Source organism: Parasphingorhabdus sp. (assembly GCF_049667325.1).
Taxonomy (GTDB): domain Bacteria; phylum Pseudomonadota; class Alphaproteobacteria; order Sphingomonadales; family Sphingomonadaceae; genus Parasphingorhabdus.
This window is the reverse complement of the sequence record NZ_JBATHY010000246.1, coordinates 1-22,164: the sequence shown is the minus strand read 5'-3', so window position 1 is coordinate 22,164 and position 22,164 is coordinate 1. Positions and strand designations below refer to the sequence as shown.

At 54.9% G+C, this 22,164-nt stretch carries 25 protein-coding genes, 1 tRNA gene and 1 pseudogene; 9 read left to right on the top strand and 18 right to left on the bottom strand.

Annotated elements, in window-relative coordinates; all coding sequences use genetic code 11:
- The first annotated feature begins 347 nt into the window (after positions 1 to 347).
- Both WBM93_RS11100 and WBM93_RS11095 read left to right on the top strand, forming a co-directional pair.
- Positions 348 to 1,133 (top strand): response regulator, encoded by a 786-nt coding sequence (locus WBM93_RS11100; RefSeq protein WP_424431832.1) that lies wholly within the window; start codon positions 348 to 350, stop codon positions 1,131 to 1,133.
- Between the two features lie 16 nt (positions 1,134 to 1,149).
- Positions 1,150 to 1,536, top strand: coding sequence for a response regulator (locus WBM93_RS11095; protein ID WP_424431830.1), 387 nt, complete (start codon positions 1,150 to 1,152; stop codon positions 1,534 to 1,536).
- Positions 1,537 to 1,559: 23 nt separating this feature from the next.
- Here WBM93_RS11095 and WBM93_RS11090 read toward each other — a convergent pair whose 3' ends face one another.
- Genes WBM93_RS11090 through cysD form a run of 3 tightly spaced genes read right to left on the bottom strand, consistent with a single transcriptional unit; the run spans position 1,560 to position 5,139 of the window.
- Positions 1,560 to 2,291, bottom strand: coding sequence for a 3'(2'),5'-bisphosphate nucleotidase CysQ (locus WBM93_RS11090; protein ID WP_424431829.1), 732 nt, complete (start codon positions 2,289 to 2,291; stop codon positions 1,560 to 1,562).
- Between the two features lie 8 nt (positions 2,292 to 2,299).
- Positions 2,300 to 4,225 carry a sulfate adenylyltransferase subunit CysN gene (gene cysN, locus WBM93_RS11085; protein WP_424431828.1) on the bottom strand — a complete coding sequence of 642 codons (1,926 nt, stop codon included), beginning with the start codon at positions 4,223 to 4,225 and terminating at the stop codon, positions 2,300 to 2,302.
- Positions 4,225 to 5,139, bottom strand: coding sequence for a sulfate adenylyltransferase subunit CysD (gene cysD / locus WBM93_RS11080; RefSeq protein WP_424431826.1), 915 nt, complete (start codon positions 5,137 to 5,139; stop codon positions 4,225 to 4,227). The genes cysN and cysD overlap by 1 nt, the downstream gene beginning before the upstream one ends.
- 82 nt (positions 5,140 to 5,221) lie before the next feature.
- Between cysD and WBM93_RS11075 the strand changes: the two genes are divergently transcribed.
- Complete coding sequence (locus WBM93_RS11075; protein WP_424431824.1) at positions 5,222 to 6,322, top strand: helix-turn-helix transcriptional regulator; 1,101 nt, start codon at positions 5,222 to 5,224, stop codon at positions 6,320 to 6,322.
- Between the two features lie 62 nt (positions 6,323 to 6,384).
- Here WBM93_RS11075 and WBM93_RS11070 read toward each other — a convergent pair.
- From WBM93_RS11070 to WBM93_RS11045, 6 genes and pseudogenes are all read right to left on the bottom strand, one after another.
- A tRNA-Arg gene (locus WBM93_RS11070) sits at positions 6,385 to 6,461 on the bottom strand.
- A 44-nt stretch (positions 6,462 to 6,505) separates the two neighbouring features.
- Positions 6,506 to 7,000: a DUF1178 family protein gene (locus WBM93_RS11065; RefSeq protein WP_424431822.1), complete on the bottom strand. Its 495-nt coding sequence runs from the start codon at positions 6,998 to 7,000 to the stop codon at positions 6,506 to 6,508.
- Complete coding sequence (locus WBM93_RS11060) at positions 6,997 to 7,830, bottom strand: carbon-nitrogen hydrolase family protein (RefSeq protein ID WP_424431820.1); 834 nt, start codon at positions 7,828 to 7,830, stop codon at positions 6,997 to 6,999. Before WBM93_RS11060 ends, WBM93_RS11065 begins: the two co-directional genes overlap by 4 nt.
- A gap of 6 nt (positions 7,831 to 7,836) precedes the next feature.
- Complete coding sequence (grxC, locus tag WBM93_RS11055; RefSeq protein WP_424431818.1) at positions 7,837 to 8,094, bottom strand: glutaredoxin 3; 258 nt, start codon at positions 8,092 to 8,094, stop codon at positions 7,837 to 7,839.
- 78 nt (positions 8,095 to 8,172) lie between these two features.
- Complete coding sequence (locus WBM93_RS11050) at positions 8,173 to 8,670, bottom strand: ComF family protein (RefSeq protein WP_424431836.1); 498 nt, start codon at positions 8,668 to 8,670, stop codon at positions 8,173 to 8,175.
- Positions 8,671 to 8,715: 45 nt separating this feature from the next.
- Positions 8,716 to 8,910, bottom strand: a pseudogene (locus WBM93_RS11045) (double zinc ribbon domain-containing protein); the annotation flags it as partial.
- A gap of 40 nt (positions 8,911 to 8,950) precedes the next feature.
- On the opposite strand from WBM93_RS11045, the gene WBM93_RS11040 reads away from it, so the two are divergent.
- On the top strand, positions 8,951 to 9,829 hold the full coding sequence (locus WBM93_RS11040; protein WP_424431817.1) for a class I SAM-dependent methyltransferase: 879 nt from the start codon (positions 8,951 to 8,953) through the stop codon (positions 9,827 to 9,829).
- On the opposite strand, the gene WBM93_RS11035 is transcribed toward WBM93_RS11040, so the two are convergent.
- Positions 9,826 to 10,248, bottom strand: a complete 423-nt coding sequence (locus WBM93_RS11035) for a (deoxy)nucleoside triphosphate pyrophosphohydrolase (RefSeq protein ID WP_424431815.1) — start codon at positions 10,246 to 10,248, stop codon at positions 9,826 to 9,828. The genes WBM93_RS11040 and WBM93_RS11035 overlap by 4 nt on opposite strands.
- A gap of 92 nt (positions 10,249 to 10,340) precedes the next feature.
- Here WBM93_RS11035 and WBM93_RS11030 point away from each other — a divergent pair, with 92 nt between their 5' ends.
- Both WBM93_RS11030 and WBM93_RS11025 read left to right on the top strand, forming a co-directional pair.
- Positions 10,341 to 10,514, top strand: coding sequence for a Flp family type IVb pilin (locus WBM93_RS11030; RefSeq protein ID WP_424431813.1), 174 nt, complete (start codon positions 10,341 to 10,343; stop codon positions 10,512 to 10,514).
- 110 nt (positions 10,515 to 10,624) lie between these two features.
- Positions 10,625 to 10,789, top strand: a complete 165-nt coding sequence (locus WBM93_RS11025; protein ID WP_424431812.1) for a Flp family type IVb pilin — start codon at positions 10,625 to 10,627, stop codon at positions 10,787 to 10,789.
- A 69-nt stretch (positions 10,790 to 10,858) separates the two neighbouring features.
- Here the strand turns inward: WBM93_RS11025 and WBM93_RS11020 are convergent, their stop codons facing one another.
- The 4 genes from WBM93_RS11020 to WBM93_RS11005 all read right to left on the bottom strand — a co-directional run bounded on the left by WBM93_RS11020 (position 10,859) and on the right by WBM93_RS11005 (position 15,982).
- Positions 10,859 to 12,337, bottom strand: coding sequence for a M48 family metalloprotease (locus WBM93_RS11020; protein ID WP_424431835.1), 1,479 nt, complete (start codon positions 12,335 to 12,337; stop codon positions 10,859 to 10,861).
- 143 nt (positions 12,338 to 12,480) lie between these two features.
- Complete coding sequence (locus WBM93_RS11015) at positions 12,481 to 13,428, bottom strand: acetyl-CoA carboxylase carboxyltransferase subunit alpha (protein ID WP_424431810.1); 948 nt, start codon at positions 13,426 to 13,428, stop codon at positions 12,481 to 12,483.
- A 31-nt stretch (positions 13,429 to 13,459) separates the two neighbouring features.
- Positions 13,460 to 14,356: a tyrosine recombinase gene (locus WBM93_RS11010; RefSeq protein ID WP_424431833.1), complete on the bottom strand. Its 897-nt coding sequence runs from the start codon at positions 14,354 to 14,356 to the stop codon at positions 13,460 to 13,462.
- A gap of 39 nt (positions 14,357 to 14,395) precedes the next feature.
- Complete coding sequence (locus WBM93_RS11005; protein ID WP_424431809.1) at positions 14,396 to 15,982, bottom strand: hypothetical protein; 1,587 nt, start codon at positions 15,980 to 15,982, stop codon at positions 14,396 to 14,398.
- Between the two features lie 19 nt (positions 15,983 to 16,001).
- On the opposite strand from WBM93_RS11005, the gene WBM93_RS11000 reads away from it, so the two are divergent.
- The 3 genes from WBM93_RS11000 (at position 16,002) to aroB (ending at position 18,148) form a co-directional block, all read left to right on the top strand.
- On the top strand, positions 16,002 to 16,361 hold the full coding sequence (locus WBM93_RS11000; protein WP_424431807.1) for a hypothetical protein: 360 nt from the start codon (positions 16,002 to 16,004) through the stop codon (positions 16,359 to 16,361).
- Between the two features lie 180 nt (positions 16,362 to 16,541).
- Positions 16,542 to 17,051, top strand: a complete 510-nt coding sequence (locus tag WBM93_RS10995; protein ID WP_424431805.1) for a shikimate kinase — start codon at positions 16,542 to 16,544, stop codon at positions 17,049 to 17,051.
- Positions 17,048 to 18,148: a 3-dehydroquinate synthase gene (aroB, locus tag WBM93_RS10990; RefSeq protein WP_424431803.1), complete on the top strand. Its 1,101-nt coding sequence runs from the start codon at positions 17,048 to 17,050 to the stop codon at positions 18,146 to 18,148. The genes WBM93_RS10995 and aroB overlap by 4 nt, the downstream gene beginning before the upstream one ends.
- Positions 18,149 to 18,167: 19 nt before the next feature.
- Here aroB and WBM93_RS10985 read toward each other — a convergent pair whose 3' ends face one another.
- From WBM93_RS10985 to radA, 4 genes are all read right to left on the bottom strand, one after another.
- Complete coding sequence (locus WBM93_RS10985; protein WP_424431801.1) at positions 18,168 to 19,934, bottom strand: monovalent cation:proton antiporter-2 (CPA2) family protein; 1,767 nt, start codon at positions 19,932 to 19,934, stop codon at positions 18,168 to 18,170.
- A 3-nt stretch (positions 19,935 to 19,937) separates the two neighbouring features.
- Complete coding sequence (locus tag WBM93_RS10980; RefSeq protein WP_424431799.1) at positions 19,938 to 20,375, bottom strand: iron-sulfur cluster assembly scaffold protein; 438 nt, start codon at positions 20,373 to 20,375, stop codon at positions 19,938 to 19,940.
- Positions 20,372 to 20,896, bottom strand: coding sequence for a CvpA family protein (locus WBM93_RS10975; protein WP_424431797.1), 525 nt, complete (start codon positions 20,894 to 20,896; stop codon positions 20,372 to 20,374). Before WBM93_RS10975 ends, WBM93_RS10980 begins: the two co-directional genes overlap by 4 nt.
- Positions 20,897 to 20,905: 9 nt before the next feature.
- Positions 20,906 to 22,164: DNA repair protein RadA (gene radA / locus WBM93_RS10970; protein WP_424431795.1), on the bottom strand; the 1,259-nt coding region annotated here is incomplete at its 5' end.

Below are 22,164 nucleotides of genomic sequence, written 5' to 3'. Positions count from 1 at the left end.
GACCACGACCGTGTCTTGATGTAATAACGGGTCGAACAGCGGTAAATTAACCATCCCGGCCGGAACCAATTTCATTATAACAGCCACTTAGCGCGTAATCCGGCGAAATTTTGCGGCCCTATTTTTACCAGTAAAAGCTTCGAGACCGGGAATTGGCTGCATGTTCTCAGCTAAAATCTGCCCTGTGACTATCGTGCACAGAAGATTGCTAAGCCTACCGCCATCGGCTGCAACGAGATTTGTTCCTTAACTAACGCTCCAAATCACCGTCATTCATATCGGCCCACGTGACCCCATTTTGAAACGGGAACGCAAATTGCGAGAGCCAAAAAAAATGGGGAACAAGCATGAGCCAGACTCAAAATCATCGTAAAACGCCGGCAGAAAAGTCGCTGCCGAGCCAATCCAAAACTGAAAATCTAGCCAAGTCCAAACCCCGACTGCTTTTGGTCGAAGATCACGATGTCAACCAAATTCTAATTCAAGCCATGACCAGTCGGTTGGGATATGAATCCGAAATGGCCACAGATGGTGCCGAGGCAGTCGCGCGAATAGATCAGTCGATAGCTCAGCAAAACCCATTTGATCTTGTACTTATGGATATCCAGATGCCCTTGATGGACGGCTATGAAGCCACGCGGATGATCCGCGCAAGCGGGATCTCCAAAGAAATGCTTCCGATAATTGCAATCACTGCGAACGCATTCGGCGATGACATTCGAAATTGCCTGGCTGCGGGTATGCAGGCTCATATTGCGAAGCCAATCGATATCTCTAATCTTGATTCTATTTTGCAGCACTGGCTGAGGCCCGAGCGCGAGGACGAAGATTGTCACCGGTCGCAAGAAGCCCATGGCGGTATGTCCGATGATCTGATCCACCGCTATCGGTTGCGCAAGGAAGCAGCGATCAACAGTGTTTCCAGCCTACTGAGAAAGGGCACTTTTTCCAGTTCCGAGATCCGCGAAGTAGCCGATCAAATGCACAAGCTGGCCGGTACTGCTGCTATGTTTGGTGAAGAAAATTTGGGCAATCATGCCAAACTGATCGAAGATGGACTGAAGCAGTGGAAGATAGCGGACCGGCCTCGGAAAACACAGTTCGCGGTCGAGCGTTTCCTCGAAGCGGCATGAAAGGATAAACGAAGCGATGGCCCGAATTATCTATGCAGAAGACGATGAACTGATGGGTGAAATCGTGCGCAGCACATTGGCCAAGGACGGACATGTCGTCGGGGTGGTGGGTGACGGCACTTCTGCCTTGCGGGCGATCGCTCTCAAACTGCCGGATCTCGTCATTCTCGATTGCTCGATGCCCGAACTTTCCGGGATACAGGTGCTTGAACGAATGCGGCTAAACCAAGCCTTGTATGATATGCCGGTACTGATGCTGACCGGCAGGCAAAGCGACAAGGATGTCAGTCTTGCTGCCTATGCCGGAGCGGATGCCTATGTGAAAAAACCATTTGATCCCGAGTATTTGCTATTTGTCGCTAGCTCTTTGCTGGAAGAAGGCCGCGCAGGGGGTAATATTTGATAGCCCATCCCGCTATTGTATATTCAGCCTTTCAACGTCGCGAAAACCCTGTCCGCCCATTCCTTCCTGCAGATCAATAGATCAGGCATATAGGTGTCACGCTGGTTGTAAAGGAGCGGTGATCCGTCGATGCGCGAGCAGTGAAGGCCATAGGCCGTTGCAACTGCCACAGGCGCGCAGCTGTCCCATTCAAACTGGCCGCCAGAATGGAGATATATTTCGGCCTCGCCTCGCACCACAGCCATCGCTTTGGCGCCTGCAGAGCCCATTGGCACCAGTTTTCCACCCAATCGCTTGGCTACGGAAACTGCTTCTGCTGCCGGTCGCGTACGACTGACAACCAGGCGCGGCGGACCATCATAAATGGGCAACTGGCGGATTTTATCGGTGCGCAGGACAACGCCGCCATCAAGAGCCGGCAACGCGACCGCGCCTATGGACGCAACGCCATCAATGGCGAGCGCGACATGAACCGCCCAGTCCGATCGCCCTTCCCCATATTCCCGCGTGCCATCGACCGGATCGACAATCCAGACACGCGATCTTCTGTGCCTCTCCCCGGTGTCCTTGCTTTCTTCGGAAAGCAGGCCGTCATCGGGCCGCTTTTCTCGCAAGGCATTGACGAGAAACTCGTTGGCTGCCTCATCCCCGGCTTTTCCAAGCTCATTGCCTTCGAACCCGCTGCCTTCACGCAATTCCATCAAAATCCGCCCGGCTGATTGTGCGAGATCGGCGGCAAGCTCTGCGTCCGTCATAATATTGCTCATTTCAGCGGCATGATCTGTCGGATGATATGTTCGGCAGCCTCAGCGGGAGTCATCTCGACCGTATTGACCCGGATTTCAGGACTCTCGGGAGGTTCATAGGGGCTATCGATACCGGTGAAGTTTTTCAACTGGCCGCTTCGGGCTTTCTTATACAGGCCCTTCACATCACGCTCTTCGGCAACCTCCAGCGGCGTATCGACGAAAATCTCGATAAACTCGGCCTCGGGCAGCATTTCCCGGACCATCTGCCGCTCGGCGCGGAACGGGCTGATAAAGGCGGTCAGCACGATCAATCCGGCATCGGTCATCAGCTTTGCCACTTCGCCGACACGCCGGATATTCTCGATCCGGTCCGCTTCCGTAAAACCCAGGTCCTTGTTGAGACCATGGCGAACATTATCCCCGTCTAGCAGAAAGGTATGGCGGTTCATCAGATTGAGGCTCTTTTCCACTTCATTGGCGATGGTCGACTTGCCCGAGCCCGAGAGGCCGGTGAACCACAGCACACGCGGCGTCTGGTTTTTGAGCAACCCGTGCTCTTCCCGCGTGATTGTCGTTGCCTGCCAGTGGACGTTGGCGGCGCGGCGCAGGCTGAAATGCAGCATCCCTGCGGCAACCGTGGCATTGGTGATCTTGTCGACCAGAATGAACCCGCCCAGCGCACGGCTGTCGGCATAGGATTCGAACACGATCGGTTTGTCGGTATGCACTTCGGCAACACCAATGGCGTTCAGCTCCAGAGTCTTGGCTGCGAGATGCTCCATCGTGTTGACGTTGATTTCATATTTCGGCTCCTGCACCGATACGCTAACCGTCTGCGTGGCCAGCTTGAGCCAATAGCCCCGGCCGGGTTTGAGCGCTTCGTCACTCATCCAGACGATGGTGGATTCAAATTGATCAGAAATTTCGGGCGGATCGCCGGCGGCAGCGATCACATCACCGCGCGAGCAGTCGACTTCGTCCTCGAGGAGAATGGTGACGGACTGGCCAGCAACCGCTTCATCCAGTTCGCCATCCAGAGTGACAATGCTTTTCACAATGCTGTTCTTGCCGGACGGTACGATACGGACCGGATCGCCTTTTTTCACAATACCGGCGGAAATCAGTCCGGCAAAACCACGGAAATCGAGATTGGGGCGGTTGACCCATTGCACCGGCATCCGAAACGGTTTTTCCTGCGCGGAATTGGTCGCTATCTCGATATTCTCGAGATGGGCGATCAGCGCACGTCCGTTATACCAAGGCATATTTGCCGATGGCGCGTCGGTAATATTATCGCCCTTGAAGCCCGAAATCGGGATCGCGGTGAAGCTTTCTATACCAATTTCTGCGGCAAATTCTCCATATTCCTTGGCGATCCTGTCAAATATGTCCTGACTATAATCGACCAGATCCATCTTGTTCACTGCCAGCACCAGATTCTTGATACCGAGCAGATGAGCGAGATAGGAATGACGCCGCGTCTGGACCAGAACGCCTTTACGCGCGTCGACCAGAATGACAGCGGCATCTGCCGTCGAGGCGCCGGTCACCATGTTGCGGGTATATTGTTCATGGCCCGGGGTATCGGCAACGATGAACTTGCGCTTTTCCGTCGCAAAAAACCGGTAAGCAACGTCGATGGTGATACCTTGTTCTCGCTCCGCAGCGAGACCATCCACCAGCAGCGCGAAATCTATCTCCTGTCCCTGCGTGCCCGATTTCTTGCTATCCGCTTCCAGCGCCGCCAGCTGGTCTTCAAAGATCATCTTGCTGTCATAGAGCAGCCGGCCAATCAGCGTGCTTTTGCCGTCATCCACGCTGCCGCAGGTGATGAAGCGGAGCAGCTGCTTATGCTGATGCTGGGCGAGATAGGCGTCAATATCCTCCCCGATCAGCGCGTCGGTCTTGTAGATCGGGTCTGTTCCGCTGCTATCGGCCATCAGAAATAGCCCTCCTGCTTCTTCTTCTCCATGCCAGCTCCACCTTCGTCCTTGTCGATCACGCGCCCCTGCCGTTCGCTGGTGGTGGTGAGCAGCATTTCCTGCACCACTTCGGCGAGGGTCGATGCGGTGCTTTCGACTGCTCCGGTCAACGGAAAACACCCCAGCGTCCGGAACCGGACCGACCGGTTGGTGATTTCGGGTCTGTGGCCCATCACCTGTTCGAGACGTTCAATGTCATCGGCCATGAACAGGCTGCCTTCGTGCATATAGGTTGGGCGCATCGCGGCGAGGTACAGCGGCACTATCTCGATATTTTCCGCCATGATATATTGCCAGATATCAAGCTCGGTCCAGTTGCTGATCGGGAAAACGCGGATGCTTTCTCCCTTGGCTTTCCTGGCGTTGTAGAGATTCCACAATTCGGGCCGCTGGTTCTTGGGGTCCCAGCCATGGCTGGCGGTGCGGAATGAAAATACGCGCTCTTTTGCGCGGCTTTTCTCTTCATCGCGCCGTGCGCCACCAAAGGCAACGTCAAAGCCATGGAGATCGAGCGCTTGCTTCAGTCCTTCGGTTTTCCACATGTCTGTGTGGAGCGGGCCGTGATCAAACGGGTTGATGCCGCGCTCTTTTGCTTCCGCATTATGATGGACGATCAATTCCATCCCCGCATCCTGCGCCGCCTTTTCACGCAGCGCATACATGTCCTTGAATTTCCAGGTCGTATCGACGTGAAGCAGCGGAAATGGCGGAGGAGACGGATAGAAGGCCTTTTTGGCGAGATGCAGCAGAACTGCGCTGTCTTTGCCGACGCTATACATCATCACCGGCTTTTTCGCCTCGGCCACGACTTCGCGCATGATATGGATGGCTTCGGCTTCAAGCCGTTCTAAATGGGTCAAAATACGGGTCACATGTTCGTCCAATTGGAAGAGTTGGAAGCATATTACGCGCTTTTAATTCGCATGGAGTTCCCAAATGGGATATATACGAAAAATGTCAGTAATATTGAGCGAAGAACATGATCTGATCGCCGCCCTCCACCGCGGCACGCTAGGCGCACCGCCATGGGAGAATTTTCTGGCGCAGCTAAAGCGCAGAACGGCAGCGGACTATGCCAATCTGTTTTTCAAAGGTGACCATGACTGGCTACAATCTGTTCAAATTCCGGCGGTAAAACAGGATACCGATGACATAAATGAAATTTACCAGAAAGACTCCGGGAAGGTCGCGGCGCTACCGCACAACGCAATGCGGCTCAACCGGGTCTATTCTCTCGACGAGTTTGTCGACCCGAACGGACCGCATCACAGCCGGTTCAAAGCGCTGTTCTTGCGAGACCCCGACGTCCGCTTTGCCCGGATCATGCGAGTTGCAGAACCCAATGGCGGGCAAATCTGGATTTCTTTGAGCCGCAAAGAGAGCGATTTTTCCGCTAGTGACGGCGCGCTGCTAGGCGCCCTCGCCAATCATCTCGCGATTGCCGCCGGCACCCATTCCGAACTGGAGCGGCAAAGGCTGAAGGCGGGTATTTCCGCCGATGCAATCATGCGGCTCAATTTTGGCTGGTTCATGCTCGATGCCTCCGGCCGGATCATCGATATGAGCGAACAGGCGGAAGCATTGGTGCAGGAAGCACAAACTTTGCGCAAATCGCCCGATGGACGGCTGATCGCCGAGCGCGCCGATGCCCAAGGCGTCTTGCGCCAGTTTCTGAAAATGCGTCAGGCCGGCGAAAGCGTGGTCCGGACCGTGCATCTGTCTGACGAACCGTGGCTGGATATGCTACTCACCAATCCGCCGGGTGACCTGCCCGGCGCGCTCCAGCCTATCGCCATTGCCTTTGTCCATGGCGAGCGATCCAACAGCGCCGAACGCAGCGACCATCTCGCCAATCTCTTCGGCCTCACAATTCAGGAAGCACGGCTCGCTCTGCATATCAGTCATGGCGTGACAATCAGGGAAGCCGCAAACCTGCTCGGTTTGACCCATGAAACCACACGGCTCTATTCAAAACGCATATATGCGAAAACCGGCACCCGCGGTCAGGCAGATCTTGTCCGCCTTATCCTGGCGAGCATCGTGGCGTTGGCTTGAAATCGCTGCTCGCTTCCCGCGCAGATTATTCAATAGACTTGCCTAGCTGACGGACAGGGATTTGGTGCGCCCGACAGGATTCGAACCTGTGGCCCCCAGATTAGGAATCTGATGCTCTATCCGACTGAGCTACGGGCGCGTTGTGATAGCGGGCTTAGCTACATTGGCGGTCGCATGCCAGAATCAATTTTTGGATTCTGGTGGCAGAACCGGCAGAGGCAAAGGCAGGGCCGCGATGCCCTCTTCAACCAGATCCGCAACCTCGTCTTGCGATGCGGTTCCGTGAATGGGTTTTTCATCCGCGTCACCATAATGGATGTCGCGGGCCCGACTGGCAAATTTGTCGCCGACCCATTCGGAATTGGCGAGAAGCTTTTCCTGCGCCTTGGCAAGCTTGCCAATGATTTCCCGATATTCGGCTGGCACGGCCACCAAATTGCTCACCGGCTTGGCATCGCTCGGCTCAGCGCGTTTATGCGTTGATTTGGTTGCTGCCGTCTCCTGATTGCCCTTCCTGCCCAGATTTGGTGCCATCGCTGCCTTGGCAATATTGAAGCTGCCGCAAACCGGGCATTCCAACAATCCCCGATTTTGCTGGTCGTCATAGTCTTTCGAGGATCCAAACCATCCCTCAAACCGATGCTCTCGCTCTACGCAGATCAGGTCGAAAACTATCATGCGAGACTTGCCGGTACATTAAACTTTTTGCGATTTGCAACAGCTGGAACGCGGGAACGCGCCTCGGCAATTCTCGTTAGATCCAGATCGCAGAAATCGAGTCCGACCCGCTGACCCATATCGAGCAAAATCTCACCCCAGGGATCGACGACCATCGAATGGCCAAAAGTGGAACGGCCATCCTCGTGATCGCCAGATTGCGCAGCCGCGACAACGAAGGCACCGGCCTCGATCGCGCGTGCGCGCAGCAATATCTCCCAATGGGCCTTGCCGGTCGGAACCGTAAACGCCGCGGGAATTGACAATATATTCGCACCGGCATTGGTCAAGGATTCGTATAGCCCCGGGAACCGGACATCGTAGCAGATCGACATTCCCAGCATTGCATCGGGGAGCGCCGCCACTACCGCATCGCGGCCGCCTGCATAGGCAGAGGATTCCCGCAGCGTTTCATCCGGACTAAGATTCACGTCAAACAGGTGAATCTTGTCGTAGCGTGCGGTAATTTCACCGTCGGGATTTATCAGGTACGACCGGTTGACCCATTTCTCCTCCGGTTCACTGGAATTCCGGATTGCAAGAGACCCGAGCTGCACCCATATCCGGGCTTTCTTGGCTTCGGACCGGGCGGTCGACAGAACGACATCATCTGCTTCAACCCGGATCACCTGGGCAGCTCGCGATCGATTCCGATCCAGCATCCCTGTCATCTCTGGCGAGAAAACCATCGTCGCATCCCCGGCAGCCGCCTCGGCGATTAGCCAAGAGAGTTGCTCGGCATTTACGGTCGGATCAATGCCGCTGCACATTTGGGCCAGAGCGATTTTCAAGACAGATCAGCTCGCCAGAAGCGCATCGAGCTCTCCGGACCGGTCCAATGCGTCGAGATCGTCCGAACCTCCGATGTGGCGGTCATCAATGAATATCTGCGGAACCGTCGATCTGCCGCCAGATCGCTGGATCATTTCCTCGCGTTTTTTACCACCCATGGTGATGTCAGTCTCCTGGAAACTGACATCCTTGTTTTTGAGCAGGGCCTTGGCCCGGAAACAGAAACCGCAAGTGAACTTTGTGTATATTTCAACTTTCGACATTTTTCGATCTTTCCACCATCTTTGTGCAAATGGGCTACCAGCCAATGGGATTTAAGTGCTACCTAACTGCACATGAATCTAGCCATTTTCGATCTCGCTTATAACCCGGGCCCAGCAGAAAACGAGAACTTGTTTGGCCCCTGCCTTTTTGAGCAGCCGGGCACAGGCACTGCTCGTTGATCCGCTTGTATAAACATCGTCGACCAACAAGATCGACTTGCCAGCAATGCTTGGTCGTGCATCGCCCCGCAGTGCAAATGCCGTATCGACAGTTTTTTGGCGTTCTTTACCCGTCATACCTCTCAGCGGCGGCGTAGCCTTATGACGACAAATAAGGTTATAGTTCATCGCGATTCCGGTGTTTCGACAGAGCTCTCTGCCTATAAGCACTGACTGGTTGAACCCGCGGCTCCACAAGCGCGACCGGTGGAGAGGCACCGGAACGATGGTAGCATCGTCAGAACATTCTCCGACGAATTCCTGCATATGTTCGGCGATCAGTCGCGCGAGCCCCAAGCGGGTACCGTATTTCAAGCGCATTGCGATCAGCGAACTCTGGTCATTATAGCGGACCACGGCCCGGACCCCGTCGTGGATCGGCGGATCTATAAGACATTTTACGCAAAGGCGATCCTCAGGGCCTTCGAACGCCAGCGGCAATCCGCAAGCTGCGCACCAGGGTCTTGCAAGAAAATCGAGTTGTCGCCAGCAGGACAGGCAAAACCGGTTATCGGCTTCCACAGTGACGCCACACACGGGACATCTTGGCGGCAAGGCAAAATCAATCAAAGGTTTCAACACGGCTGGCAACGGCATTTGATCTTTTTGTCCAGCGCTCCTAAAGCCACAAGACCTTATGACCGATACAGTCAATGTTCCCGAAGTTTTTAACCGCAAACGAAGACGCATCGTCCGAGATCGCGCCTACGCACGGGCAATGGGTGCAGATTTTCTCTCGCAGATTATGGCCGACGAAATTCTCCAGCGGCTTGACATAGTCAAACGCACATTTCGGAGAGCATTGATAATCGGACTAGCTGGGGAAGGCCTTGGTAGAGATCTGCAAAAGCGCGGCATGAAGGTGGTCATCGCGGACTCCAGCGCCCGGGTTGTGAAATCACTCAGCGGCGTAATATGCGATGATGATCGTTTGCCTTTTGCTGACCACAGCTTTGATTTGATTATCAATATAGGGTCACTGGACACCGTCAATGACTTGCCCGGCGCGCTGGTCTTGCTGCGTAGAATATTGGTCCCCGACGGATTGTTGTTGGCCGGCTTGATCAGCGCAGAAAGTTTTCCATCGCTCAAATCCGTGATCATGGAAGCCGAGGGCAACCGTGTTTCCGCACATATCCATCCGCAAATCGATGTCAGAACGGCGGGTGATCTCTTGTCGCGTGCCGGACTTACAATGCCGGTCGCGGACAGCGACAGCTTGCGCTTGAATTATTCCAGCCTCGAACGTCTGATATCAGACATCAGAGACGTGGGAGGCAGCAATATCATGACCGGCAGCATCTCTGCCATCGGTCGGAATGTTTACGACCGCATTCGATCCTTGTTCGCGGCTCGAGTCGGAGCGGACGGAAAATTCTCTGAAAGCGTTACCATATTATATCTTTGCGCATGGGCGCCCCACCCCGACCAACCGAAACCGGCACGGCGCGGTAGCGGGCAGGAATCTCTTACAACGGCACTGTCCCGGCGCGGCGAGAGCGAAACAGACAACTAAGGCGGACCCTCTAGACTGTTTGACAGCATTTGGACCAAAGGACCATCTGCTGGAGGCATTGGGAGATCATGAAACGCAGAGACCGGCAACCATTGCAGCTCAAGCGAGTCCGGACTTTCAACATTTCCTGTCCATTGGCGACATATATATAGCAGGAGGATCAGATGCTGATCCCCCACGGCCTCGCTGGCAAAGGCAACGGGCTCGATTTCCTGCTTTTTGACAATGATACCCAGTTCTTCGTTCAGCTCGCGAATCAGCGCGGCTTCCGGTGTTTCCTCTGGTTCAATCTTGCCTCCGGGGAATTCCCAGAGGCCGGCCATCGGCTTGCCTTCCGGTCTCTTCTGTACCAGAATTCTGCCATTCTGGTCGATGAGAGCAGCGGCAGCGACAAACAGATATGTCGGATTTTTTGCCATTTTTTTGTGCGATGTAAGGATTTTGTTAATCCATTTCTGTGAAACCGGTCTCGTTCACGACTTAGCAGAACTTTATCCGCGGTGAGAGAGACATGATTGATCTTTTTAAAAAATTATATCTTTCTGACACGGGTGCGACGGCCGTTGAATATGGTTTGATATTGGCTCTCATCGCTCTGACCGCGATTGTTGCGATTACCGGTGTTGCCGACCAAACCGTATTTATGTGGAACGATGTTGCCAATCAGGTAACTGAAGTTTCATAAAAGCCTCCGCACTTAATCTTTTGGTAAGGTTTCTATTCTAGGCTGCTGAATATTGGACATAAAAATGTTCAATTGGGTAAGTGAAGTTTGTCAAATCTAGGAGACCAGACATGAAAATCGTACGTAAATTGTTCAAGAATGAAGAAGGCGCGACCGCCATTGAATATGGCCTGATCGCTGCTCTGATCGCTGTTGCAGCTATTGTTGCAATGGGTCAATTGGGTAACACCCTCAGCAACACCTTCACCGAAGTCGAAAACTCGATGGCTGGCTAATCTTCGGATTATTGGTAAAAAAAGGGACGGCAGCCATCAGGCTGCCGTCTTTTTTTGTGCCTGGTAAAATCAGTACGTTATGATTTTAACTTTCTGGCCAATCTGCAACCCGTCATTTGCGCGCAACCGGTTGAGCACCATGAACCGGTCCTGTTGGTAAGCCGTGTAGGCCATCCGCGAAGACAGGCTTGAAATTGTATCTCCGCTTTTTACCGTTACAACATCGATCCGTCGTGGCTTGATCGCGGCGGCTTCTGTTGCAGAAAGCCTGGCAATACTCTGATACATTGGTGAAAAGACCGAAGCGCTCCCGGCCGGAGCAATGGTTGCGAAATGGTAGGCGCTGCTTTTTGAAAATTCATAGGCAAAGACAGTCACGTCAACCTGGCCGTTATTGCTGTCGACTCTCGCCATCGCATAGGATGCCGGCAACCCGTTGACCGTTGTTCTTTCTATCGAACCGCGAGAAATGGCCTTGCCCTTGCCTGCAAGGCTCTGGAAAGCAGCATCAATATAGGATTCCATATTTCCGTTGTAAGCGGCAGTCGTAAATTGTCCCTGTCCACTCGACCCGGTGATCGAGACCGCGCGCGCACCATTTTGCATGGCGAAACCGCTGGGAACACTAAACTTCAGCTTGAGATCCGGATGGAGGAAACTATTTCCTTCGATCACCCCCTGTTTGGGATCATCTCCATATAATATGCCATCCAGTTTCTGCAGAAACCGGTCGCGGTTGCGGGCACCACCTGATCCAGGCAATTTACCAGCATTTGTCGCTGCGCGTGATACCCTGCGTGCAGGGTCGGGGTGGGTACTCGCCCATTCTGGCGCACTGCGGGCGTCACGGCCCGCCACTCTCACATCGATTGCCGATTGTGCAGCCAGGGAATATAGCATGGTTGAGAGCGCCTGAGGGTCGTAGCCGGCCGAGGCCAGATAGCGAATTCCCAGATCATCAGCTTCATATTCCTGTTTACGCGAGTATTTGAGCGTCAAAAGCTGGCTGCCGGTGCCGAATACTTCCTGTCCGATCCGCCCGATAGCCGAATCACCAAGCAGGACCTGAGAACCTATTTGACCCAAAATGCCCAAAATGCTGTTGCGCGTTGCTGCCTTCTGTCGTTTTTCACTATGTCGCGCAGCAACATGGCCGACTTCATGGCCAAGCACGCCAGCCATCTCCGCCTCATCATTCATCAATGCCATCAACTGCCGTGTGAGATAGACATAGCCGCCCGGAATAGCAAAAGCGTTGTTCGCAGGACTGTTGAGCAGGGTTACGGTGAAGTCGCTTCGCGCGTTTCCGAGGCCTGATTGTACGGCGATATTTTGTCCCACTTCCACGACATAGCCTACCTGGGGACCGGTATATGCACCGCCGAACTCCTGGAGCAATTGCGGATGGGCTTCCGCACCTTTCTGTTTTTCTGCCGCCGATATCGATCGGGATTCGCCTGACTGGCTTCCCGCCGAATCAACCGCGCCAGCACCGGCGCCGCTTCCGGTGCACGCTACCAAAGCGATGACTCCGGCAGCACTCATCATTCGTGTCGTCAGTCGTGTAGCAAATATTCTCATAGCAAGCTCCTCATTGTCGCAATGTATAAGAACGGATCAACGGGTAAAGGGTTCCACTCGTAAATTGGTGTTTCAACCGCTGCAGCTGACGCAAAACCTTTGTTTGTGGTTCAAAGCGCCCCAATTTGAAGGAATTTTTCTCGGCGCAATCTCCTCAGCGCCTCGCGATCGAGCTTCTCGAGCTGTTCAAATTCTTCTTCAATCGCTTTACTTAGCGTTGCAATAGCCAGTTTCTGGTCGCGGTGCGCACCGCCAACAGGCTCCGCCACTATCCGGTCGATAACGCCTAGTTTTTCCAGATTTTGCGCTGTTATTTGCATTGCATCTGCAGCCACATCAGCCTTGTCACCAGTGCGCCATAGGATCGAAGCACAGCCTTCGGGTGAAATGACCGAGTAGACTGCATGTTCAAACATCAATACCCGCTCTGCAGCAGCCAATGCCACAGCGCCGCCCGAACCACCCTCGCCGACAATTATCGCAACCATCGGGACGCCAAGCGAGAGGCATTTTTCAGTCGACCGCGCGATTGCTTCAGCCTGCCCTCGTTCTTCTGCCGACACACCGGGAAATGCTCCGGATGTATCGACCAAGGTCAATACCGGGAGCGAAAACCGGTCGGCCATATCCATCAAACGGATCGCCTTACGATAACCTTCCGGCTTTCCCATGCCAAAATTATGCCGCAAACGGCTTTGTGTATCATCACCTTTTTCGTGACCGATCACAACCAGTCGACGATCTCCCAATCGAGCAAAACCGCCGATAATAGCCTGGTCATCACCGAAATTACGATCACCGCCTAGCGGTAGAAACTCGTCGAACAGGCCTGCAGTGAAATCTTTGAAATGCGGACGTTCCGGATGACGGGCGACCTGCGTTTTTTGCCAAGGAGTCAGCTTGGAATACGTGTCGGCCAGCATTTTGGCTGACTTGGTTTGCAGTTTTCCGATTTCCGCTTCGATATCGAGCGAACCCTCGTCGGCTGTATCTTTTAGTTCAAGAATACGGGATTCAAGAGCCGCGATCGGTTTTTCGAAATCGAGATATGATGTCATGAAAATGAGTTAGAACCGGACGGACGAAACGTCAACGCGCGAGATTCCGTTGGCCCAATGGATGGCGACTATTCACCAGCTCGACCAGGCGCGCGCTGTCGATATGCGTGTAGATTTGCGTCGTACTGATATCACTATGACCCAACAGCGTTTGCAAAGCGCGTAGATCTGCCCCCCCTTCAAGAAGATGGGTGGCAAAAGCATGACGCAGGACATGCGGGCTGATTTTTGCCGGATTGATCCCTGCCCTTGCAGCGTGCTCCTTGATGATCTGATACAGTCTGATCCGGCTTATGTGGCCCTTTTGCGAAGGGAATAACCATGTTTCCTTGGGATTAACAAATTCGGTCCATCGGCGTACGGCAACGCGGGCCTGCTGCGAAATCGGGACCAATCTTTCCCTTTCGCCCTTCCCCTTGATGATCAAATACGGCTTGTCGCCGGATAGCGATGATCGCTGCAAGCTTGTTAATTCACTCGCCCTGAGTCCCGAACCGTAAAGCAGTTCCATAATCGCAGAAAGCCGGACGGTCGCCGGTTTAACCGGCTTGCACTCCAGCTGCTCGGCAATCAGCTGGAACAAATCGCCGATTTCTGCGTGAGAAAGCGTCTTGGGCAGTGAACGGACCAAACCTGGTCGAGGCAGAGCATTGGAGGGATCAGTCTCTCGAAACCCTTCTTCCACGAGAAATCCAAAAAAGCGCCGCAGGCTCGACGATTTGCGAGCGACCGTGCTGTTCTGCAATTTCCGCCAATGCGAAGGCAATTTCCTGATCATCTCGCGATCCGCGCGGGACAATCTGCCGCCAGCGATTGCCGACGCCTGTTCCAGATCAGTCCGATAAGCCGATAAAGTATGCTGTGATGCGCCGGATTCAGCGACCAGCATTTCGAGAAATCGTTCGATCAGATTGGCATCATCACTCATATCGTGCACGAATAGACCTCGCAGCCCTCGATGCAAAGCCTAGGTCCGCGACAAGGCTTCAGCCGCAATCATGCGTGCTTCTGGCTCCAGTCCGACACGTCTCAAACTTTGCATTATGTGATAGAGGTGCAATGGCGACATCGCTTTCCAATCCCGACCTTGCATCCCGACAGCAACGAGCAGGGCCACTGTTCCCTGCTGACCGCGCCGGGTGGCCGACTGGATGGCCCTGGTCCACTTGGTGGATCGACCCAAATCCACTTCCAAATCTTTCGCGAAATCATCGATGGTTTCTTGATCGGCTCTTCCCAAGCCAGCGAGCGCTGCAAGCAAAAATTTGCTGCGCCGTTGCTCTTCACTGGCGTCATTGCTGCCAAAATCTCCCAGCGCATCATATGAGACCGGGATATTCTTGCTCGGCGAAGCCACCGCCAACAGGGCCCAGCCATCACTGCCCTGATCGACAATATCCGCCCATCTCATGGCACTGCGATCAAGCCCGGCGGTAAGCATCGAGGCGATTAGTTCTGCGCTTTGATCACCAAGTGCAGCTGACGGAGGAATTTTGGCGGCTGCGCGAGCGGTCAGTATAGTAGCCGAATATCGCGTCAGCGTGCTTTTAGACCGGCCCCACAAATCGCGCATGGCTGCGATACGCGATTTCGCCGTGTTGTTGGTATATGCCTGACGCAAAGTCGACGCCAGGGCCTTCCGATCATCGCTCGCTTCGGGATCGTCATATGTCGCCGCATAAAGATCGACCATTGCCTGGTTTGATACCACGCCCATGGCGGCGGCAGTATCCGCCGCTTTTATCCGCGAATCCATCGACAGCATCGGTGCGCGAGCGCGCCAACCCTGAACATGTCGGCCGGCCTGGGCATAGAGACGGTCCGGCGGTTCGACACCGGTAGCTGCGCCCAAGCCAAAGCGCCAGTTGTTGAAAAATTCAATGTCGTCCCACAGGATGCTAACCGCTCTGCGACCTTCAAAACCGGCACCAATTGTCTTTTCGGCCAGCAAATAGTCGATCCCAGTTGCCGCTTTGTCTCGTCGCGCCTGCTGGAGCAAGCTGGTCGCTCGGCTTTGTTCGCCCGAAAGAGAAGCACATATGGGCCGAAACATGGTCCACGTCGGTGCCTTACTGACGCGCGCGCCACCATCGACAAGTGGACAAATACCCGCCGGATCGGCGGTCGCCAGATGCGCCTGCATCGCCACTTCATAAAGGCGCGGCGTATAGTTATCACGGTCGACTTTCAAAACCAGCGAGCGAGCAGCATCAGCCTCGCCCATCAGAAGCAAGCGCCAAGCTCGCTCGGCAGTCCAATCCGCCGGGTTTACATTCTCGGGACTGGCCACCTTGCTAAGCAAAGTGCGTCGGAGCAGTATCGAACTCCAGCGAGAAATGATCGGACCATTCAAGTTTCTAATCAAATTGGTCAGATATTGACCACCCTCCTGGCCGAAAGCATCAGATGGCAGGCCACGGTGCTGTGGTGTTAGAACGCCGATTTCCGACATCGAACGCCGCTCACCGGCCGAAAGACGATATTGGGGCTGGAGCGCTTCGTCCAGCGCGTTCAGATCGAGTTCTCCGTTCTCATCCAGCGTCAGTGAAGGCAAATTCTGGCCTATATCGGCAATGGTCCGGTCATCAACGGTCCGGCTCGACGAATCGCTTGGCTGGGAGGTGGCGGGTCGTGCTGAAACCGGACCCGGGGCTGGCGTCGGCGCGATTGAGGGTGTGGGGCCAGGTGCGGGAGTGGGATCTGCAAATCCTGGAGGAAGCAATGACTCCGGCGAGTTCTGCCCGAGCACCGGAAGCGCCACCAATAGCGCACCTAGGCTAACTGCAGCAAAAGATATGTGCTTGATACGCATCCGCATCTTATTACAGATCATCACCAATTACTGGCTTTTCAACCGGTTGCAGCGGCTGTTCAACATCCATCGAAGCCAAATAAAAGGCCGCACCGATCAAGATTGCGATAAACAGAATTAAATAGACCAACTTACGTGGCATGGATGTGGCTCAATCTTTCGAACGGTTAAAAAACTAGCATAATCAGCATTGGAAATTGCACCCTTAGCCAACCGCTGTATAGCCTTTGCCCCAATGGACAAAAACATTAAAGCCTCTTTCGACAATTCAGCAGGAAATTCCGGTGAAAGACCAGATTTCGTGCCAGACCGGTCAATTGTGCTCGTCGGATTGATGGGAGTCGGCAAAACGACGGTCGGCCGACGCTTGGCAAAACATCTCGGTCTTGCCTTTGTGGACGCCGACGAGGAAATCGAGCGGGCGGCGGGACTCTCCGTTGAAGAAATTTTCGATCGTTTTGACGAAGACTATTTCCGCGATGGAGAACGGCGCGTCATAGCTCGATTGATGGACGGAGAGCGCCAGGTTATCGCAACCGGCGGCGGAGCGTTCATGAACGAGGAAACCCGCGCGCTGATTCTGGAAAAGGCAATCGCGGTCTGGCTGGACGCTGATCTGGACACGCTGGTCAAACGCGTTGCCCGGCGCAACACGAGACCATTGCTGAAATCTGGTGATCCGGCGAAGATCTTGAGCGATCTGGCGGCGAAAAGAAATCCGGTTTATGCCACTGCACATATTCATGTTACCGGCAATGATTCGCCCCATGAGATCACTGTAGAGAAAATTATCGAGGCATTGCAGCGTTGACCCAAATCACTGTTGAATTAGGCGAGCAAAGCTACCCGATACTGGTCGAGCCCGGCGCGCTGGAGCGGGCAGAGACCTCTCTCGCGCGATTTGCCAATAATCGTCGGCTTTTCATTCTGACCGATGAGAATGTCAGCCCACAAATATTGCCGAAACTGAAGCAAGCCTTTGACGGAAGCGGGATTGCACTTGTCGTGAAAAGCCTCCCTGCGGGTGAGACGACCAAAAGTTGGCGCCAGTTGGAACAGGTAACAGACTGGCTGCTGGAGCAAGGAGTTGAGCGGTCCGATACGCTCGTGGCGCTCGGTGGCGGCGTGATCGGTGATCTCACCGGATTTGCCGCATCAATTGTCAAGCGCGGGTGCGGATTTGTCCAGATACCCACCAGCCTGCTTGCGCAAGTCGACAGCAGCGTCGGTGGCAAAACAGCAATCAACAGCGCAGCGGGCAAGAACCTGATTGGGCATTTCTATCAACCCCGTTTTGTACTGATCGATCCGCTCGTTTTGAACAGCCTGCCGGATCGGGAATTGCGTGCCGGCTATGCCGAAGTCGTCAAATATGGATTGATCAACGATGCCGATTTCTTCACCTGGTGCGAGGCAAATAGCGGCAAATTGCTCAACCGCGACCCGGAAGTTCTGAGCGAAGCGATTGGCCATAGCATCCGCGCTAAGGCGCTGATCGTCGCGGAAGACGAGAAAGAACTCAGCGGCCGTCGTGCCCTGCTCAATCTTGGCCATACATTTGGCCACGCGCTCGAAGCGGAAACCGGCTTTTCGGATAAGCTGGTCCATGGGGAAGCTGTTGCTGCAGGCATGGCGCTAGCCTTTGGATATTCGGTCCGGCGCGGCCATTGCAACCCAGCGGATGCGGAACGCGTGGCAGGGCATCTAAAGTCGGTAGGCCTGCCCTATAACCTGGCCACTGCATCGGTTGACGCGTCGGGTCAGAGTCTGGTGGACCATATGATGCACGACAAGAAAATGAGCGGGGGGACCCGTCCCTTTCTGCTCGCCAATGGCATTGGCCAGACATTTCTGGCGAAAGATGTGGAACTGGAAGACGTTGCCGCATTTCTGGACGAATCGGCCTAGCCGGCCCTGCAAATCGGGGTCAGGATTGCTTGGGTAGATCGTTTCCGAATCTTAATTCCGCTCCGGCAAACATGTCACCGCCAGACTTGATTTGCGCTTCCAGTCGATCGCAATCACGTTGGCGGAATTCTTCGTCAACCTCATCGATCAGGCGATCATCGATATCAATCGCGTACATTGTCTGTTTGGCAAGGTGGATCGCAGACTCGAAAACTTCCCGTTTCATTCCCACGACGCCGAGCCCCTTTAGTGCGATCAGTTGGCGGCGGTCATAGACCCGAACAAAAATCTTGGTTTCCGGAAAGGATTGCACGATTTCGCGTACACGTTCGGGACCGAAATCCTGATCGTCCATGCAGAACACGATGGCATCCGCGTCATGCGCTCCCGCGCGGCGCAAAAGATCGACACGGGTTCCGTCACCATAAAAGACCTTGGCACCATATTGCTGGTGCACGTCGATCTGCTCGGGCTTGATATCGATCAACGTCAGCGGGATTTTTGCCGCCAGCAGCATTTGGGAGACGGTCTGGCCAAATCGGCCCTGGCCGACAATGATGACCGATGCTCGATCGGCCTTGCCCGGATCGTCGAGATCGGCTTCGACTTTGTTCCTTGCGCTGCTGAATCGCCGCGCGAGCAACATCAAAAAGGGAGTCGTCGCCATTGAAATGGTTATAACGGCCCCGAACAGACTGCTCGCTTCCGGTTCGATCAAGAGCGCCTTTTCAGCTTCGGAGAACAGCACGAAGCCGAATTCTCCACCCTGGCTAAGCAACATTCCCATCGCCAGAGCCGGGTTGGTATCCATGCCGAAGAGCTTGCCAAGCCCGAAAATAATCGCGATTTTTACCGCAACCAACGCGAAGGCCGCACCGACGACAAATGCGGTATTCTCGAACACAACATCGAGGTCCAGCATCATGCCAACGGCAAGGAAAAAGAAGCCCAATAATAACGAACGGAACGGATCAATGTCCGCTTCCAGTTCGTGGCGATAGGGGGAGTTGGCAAGCATTACCCCGGCGACAAAAGCGCCCAAAGCCGGTGACAGCCCGATGAATTCCATCAATGCGGCACTGCCCAATACCGCGACAAGTCCGGCGACGATGAACAGCTCGCGCTCGGCAATCCGACCAATCACTTTTAACAAGGGCTGCAGCAAATATTTGCCGACGAGTATGAGTCCACCGATCGCTACAACTGCGTAAAGTGCGGTCAGCCATCCCGATTGCCCGCCATCTTCCTGCGGTGCGCGCGATAGCGCCGCGATTATGGTGAGTAGCGGGATGATGGAGAGATCCTGAAACAACAGGATCGAGAACGCCTTTTCCCCGGTCGGCGTATTCATTCTGCCGGATGATTGCAGCATGGGCAGCACCTGCGCAGTCGAGGAAAGCGCCAGCGGCAAGCCAATGGCAATAGATGCAGCGAGAGTGAAGTTGGTTGTCGCCATGATCAGCAGGAACAGCGCAATACCGCACAATACGACCTGGCTGAACCCGAGCCCGAAAATCGCCTGACGCATGCGCATCAGTCGAGCCGGAGCCAGCTCCAGCCCGACGATGAAAAGCAGAAGAATGATACCGATTTCGGAAAATTCGAGTATTGTTTCAGCGTTGCTGATCAGCTGGAAGCCTTGCGGGCCAACCAATATACCGGCGATCAGATAACCGAGAACAGCGCCGATGCCAAACCGGCGAAATACAAGCACCATGACCAGTGCTGCACCGAGCATGACGAACCCGCCCAGCAGCAAATCCGCCATATGGGGTTCGGTTTCCATGGTTCAGGCAGCCTTTCGTTTGGCGGCATCTGCAAAGGCCGCGATCAGCGCATCATAAGGAAGCAGGATGGCGCCATGACGGCCTTGATGGTCTTTGGCAACAACCAGTTTATCCATATCTTGCCATATTCCCGGAAATTCCGCTTTTCCGTCGAAGAAAGCAGCCAGGTTGCTGCGGGCGTGGATGATGTCCGAGGCGGTCCGGCCTATAGCTTCTGCGCCCAAAATCGCTGCGGAGGCTTGCCCGAGCGCACAGGCACTTATCATCAACCCCAACTCTAACAGCACACCATCATCTGCTATTATCACATCGGCTGCAACCACGCTTCCGCAAGTCTGCGAACGCTGTTCGGCGCTGCCGTCCGGATTCTCCAGCCGTTGCTGATGCGGGATCGAAACCGCGAGACGCAGAATGTCGCGCGTGTAAAGGGCGTCGCTCATTCGCCAGCCTCCGTAACCTCGTCTGCCGATAGCTCCGAGTCTTCGACAAAATCGACCATGGCGGTGCCGCTGGCATTAAGCAGCGGATATGTGCGCGATTCTGCAAGCCACTCCGGCCGGGCGGTTTCTGCACCGTAAAGGCTGTCATGGACCAGAATGACCAGCAGATAGAGCAACGTTGCGCCGATGAGACCCTTGACCATGCCAAAACCGAAACCGAGTACCCGGTCAATCGGACCGAGCATGGACTTGCGCGATCTGGCACCAATCGATCTGGCGATCCACCGGCCCAGCGCGTAAGTCACGATCACTATGGCAGCAAAAGCGAGCACCGAGGCGCCGCTCTCGCTGCCAACCGGGTCGATCAGGCGGTCGGTGATCGGCGAATGCAGGGTCCGCACACCGATAACGACCATTATCCAGGCGCCCAGAGAAAGCGCTTCCTGAACGAAGCCCCTGAGGAATCCGAGGACCGCTGCCCCGCCCATCAAAATCAGCACAAAAATATCAAGACCGGTCATGTGGTCTAGCTAGTCACGGTCAAGCATATGGTCAACGAGATTGGCGAGTTTGGCAAATTCCAGTTTCTTCATATTGCCGCCGCTCTTTTCGCCAGACGCCGGTATCAGCGCGCGCTCGAAGCCGAGTTTGGATGCTTCTTTCAGGCGGAGCGGTGTGCGGGAAACCGGGCGTATTTCACCCGACAAGGAAATTTCTCCAAATATCACGGCATCGCTGGGCATTGGACGTTCCGCATGAGCAGAAATCAGCGCCGCTGCTACGGCCAGATCGGCAGCCGGGTCGGTCAAGCGGTAGCCGCCTGCGACATTGAGATAGACTTCGGCACCCGAGAAACTGAGGCCGCAGCGCGCTTCGAGAACCGCCAATATCATCGCCAGCCGCGCACCATCCCATCCGACCACAGACCGCCGGGGGGTTGCGCCGCTCGCCAGCCTGACCGTCAGCGCCTGGATTTCGACCAGCACCGGCCTTGTGCCCTCCATGGCAGGGAATACGGTTGCCCCGGTGACTTCCTCGCTGCGGTCAGTCAGAAATAATGCGGATGGGTTGGACACTTCGGTGAGGCCCGACTCCTCCATTGCAAACACACCGATTTCGTCGGTCCCGCCAAAGCGGTTCTTGATCGCCCGCAATATTCTATACTGATGGCTGCGCTCGCCTTCAAAGCTCATCACCGTATCGACCATATGTTCCAGCACACGCGGACCGGCGATATTGCCGTCCTTGGTCACGTGGCCGACGAGCATCACCATCGTGCCGTGTTCCTTGGCAAATTTGATGATTTCCTGCGCCGAGGCGCGCACCTGGCTGACCGTTCCCGGCGCGCCTTCGATTAGATCGCTGTGCATGGTCTGGATCGAGTCAATCACCACAAAATCCGGCGCGTCGCGTCCCAATGTAGTGAGAATATCGCGCACCGATGTCGCCGAAGCCAGTTTGACCGGTGCTTTGCCGAGCCCCAGCCGCCTCGCCCGCAACCGCACCTGATCCGCCGCTTCCTCGCCCGAAATATAGGCCACCGAAAGCCCCGCCTCGGCCAGTCGCGCAGAGACTTGCAACAAGAGCGTGGATTTCCCGATCCCCGGGTCACCGCCCATAAGAGTCGCCGACCCGGCCACCAGACCACCGCCCACCGCCCGGTCAAATTCGGCAATGCCTGTCTTTCTGCGATCGGGCAGCGCGATTTCGCTGTCCAGCCCGACCAGCCGTACTTCGCGGCCGCCGGTCTGCAAATTATGCTTGGCGGAAAAGACATTATCCGCAGCTT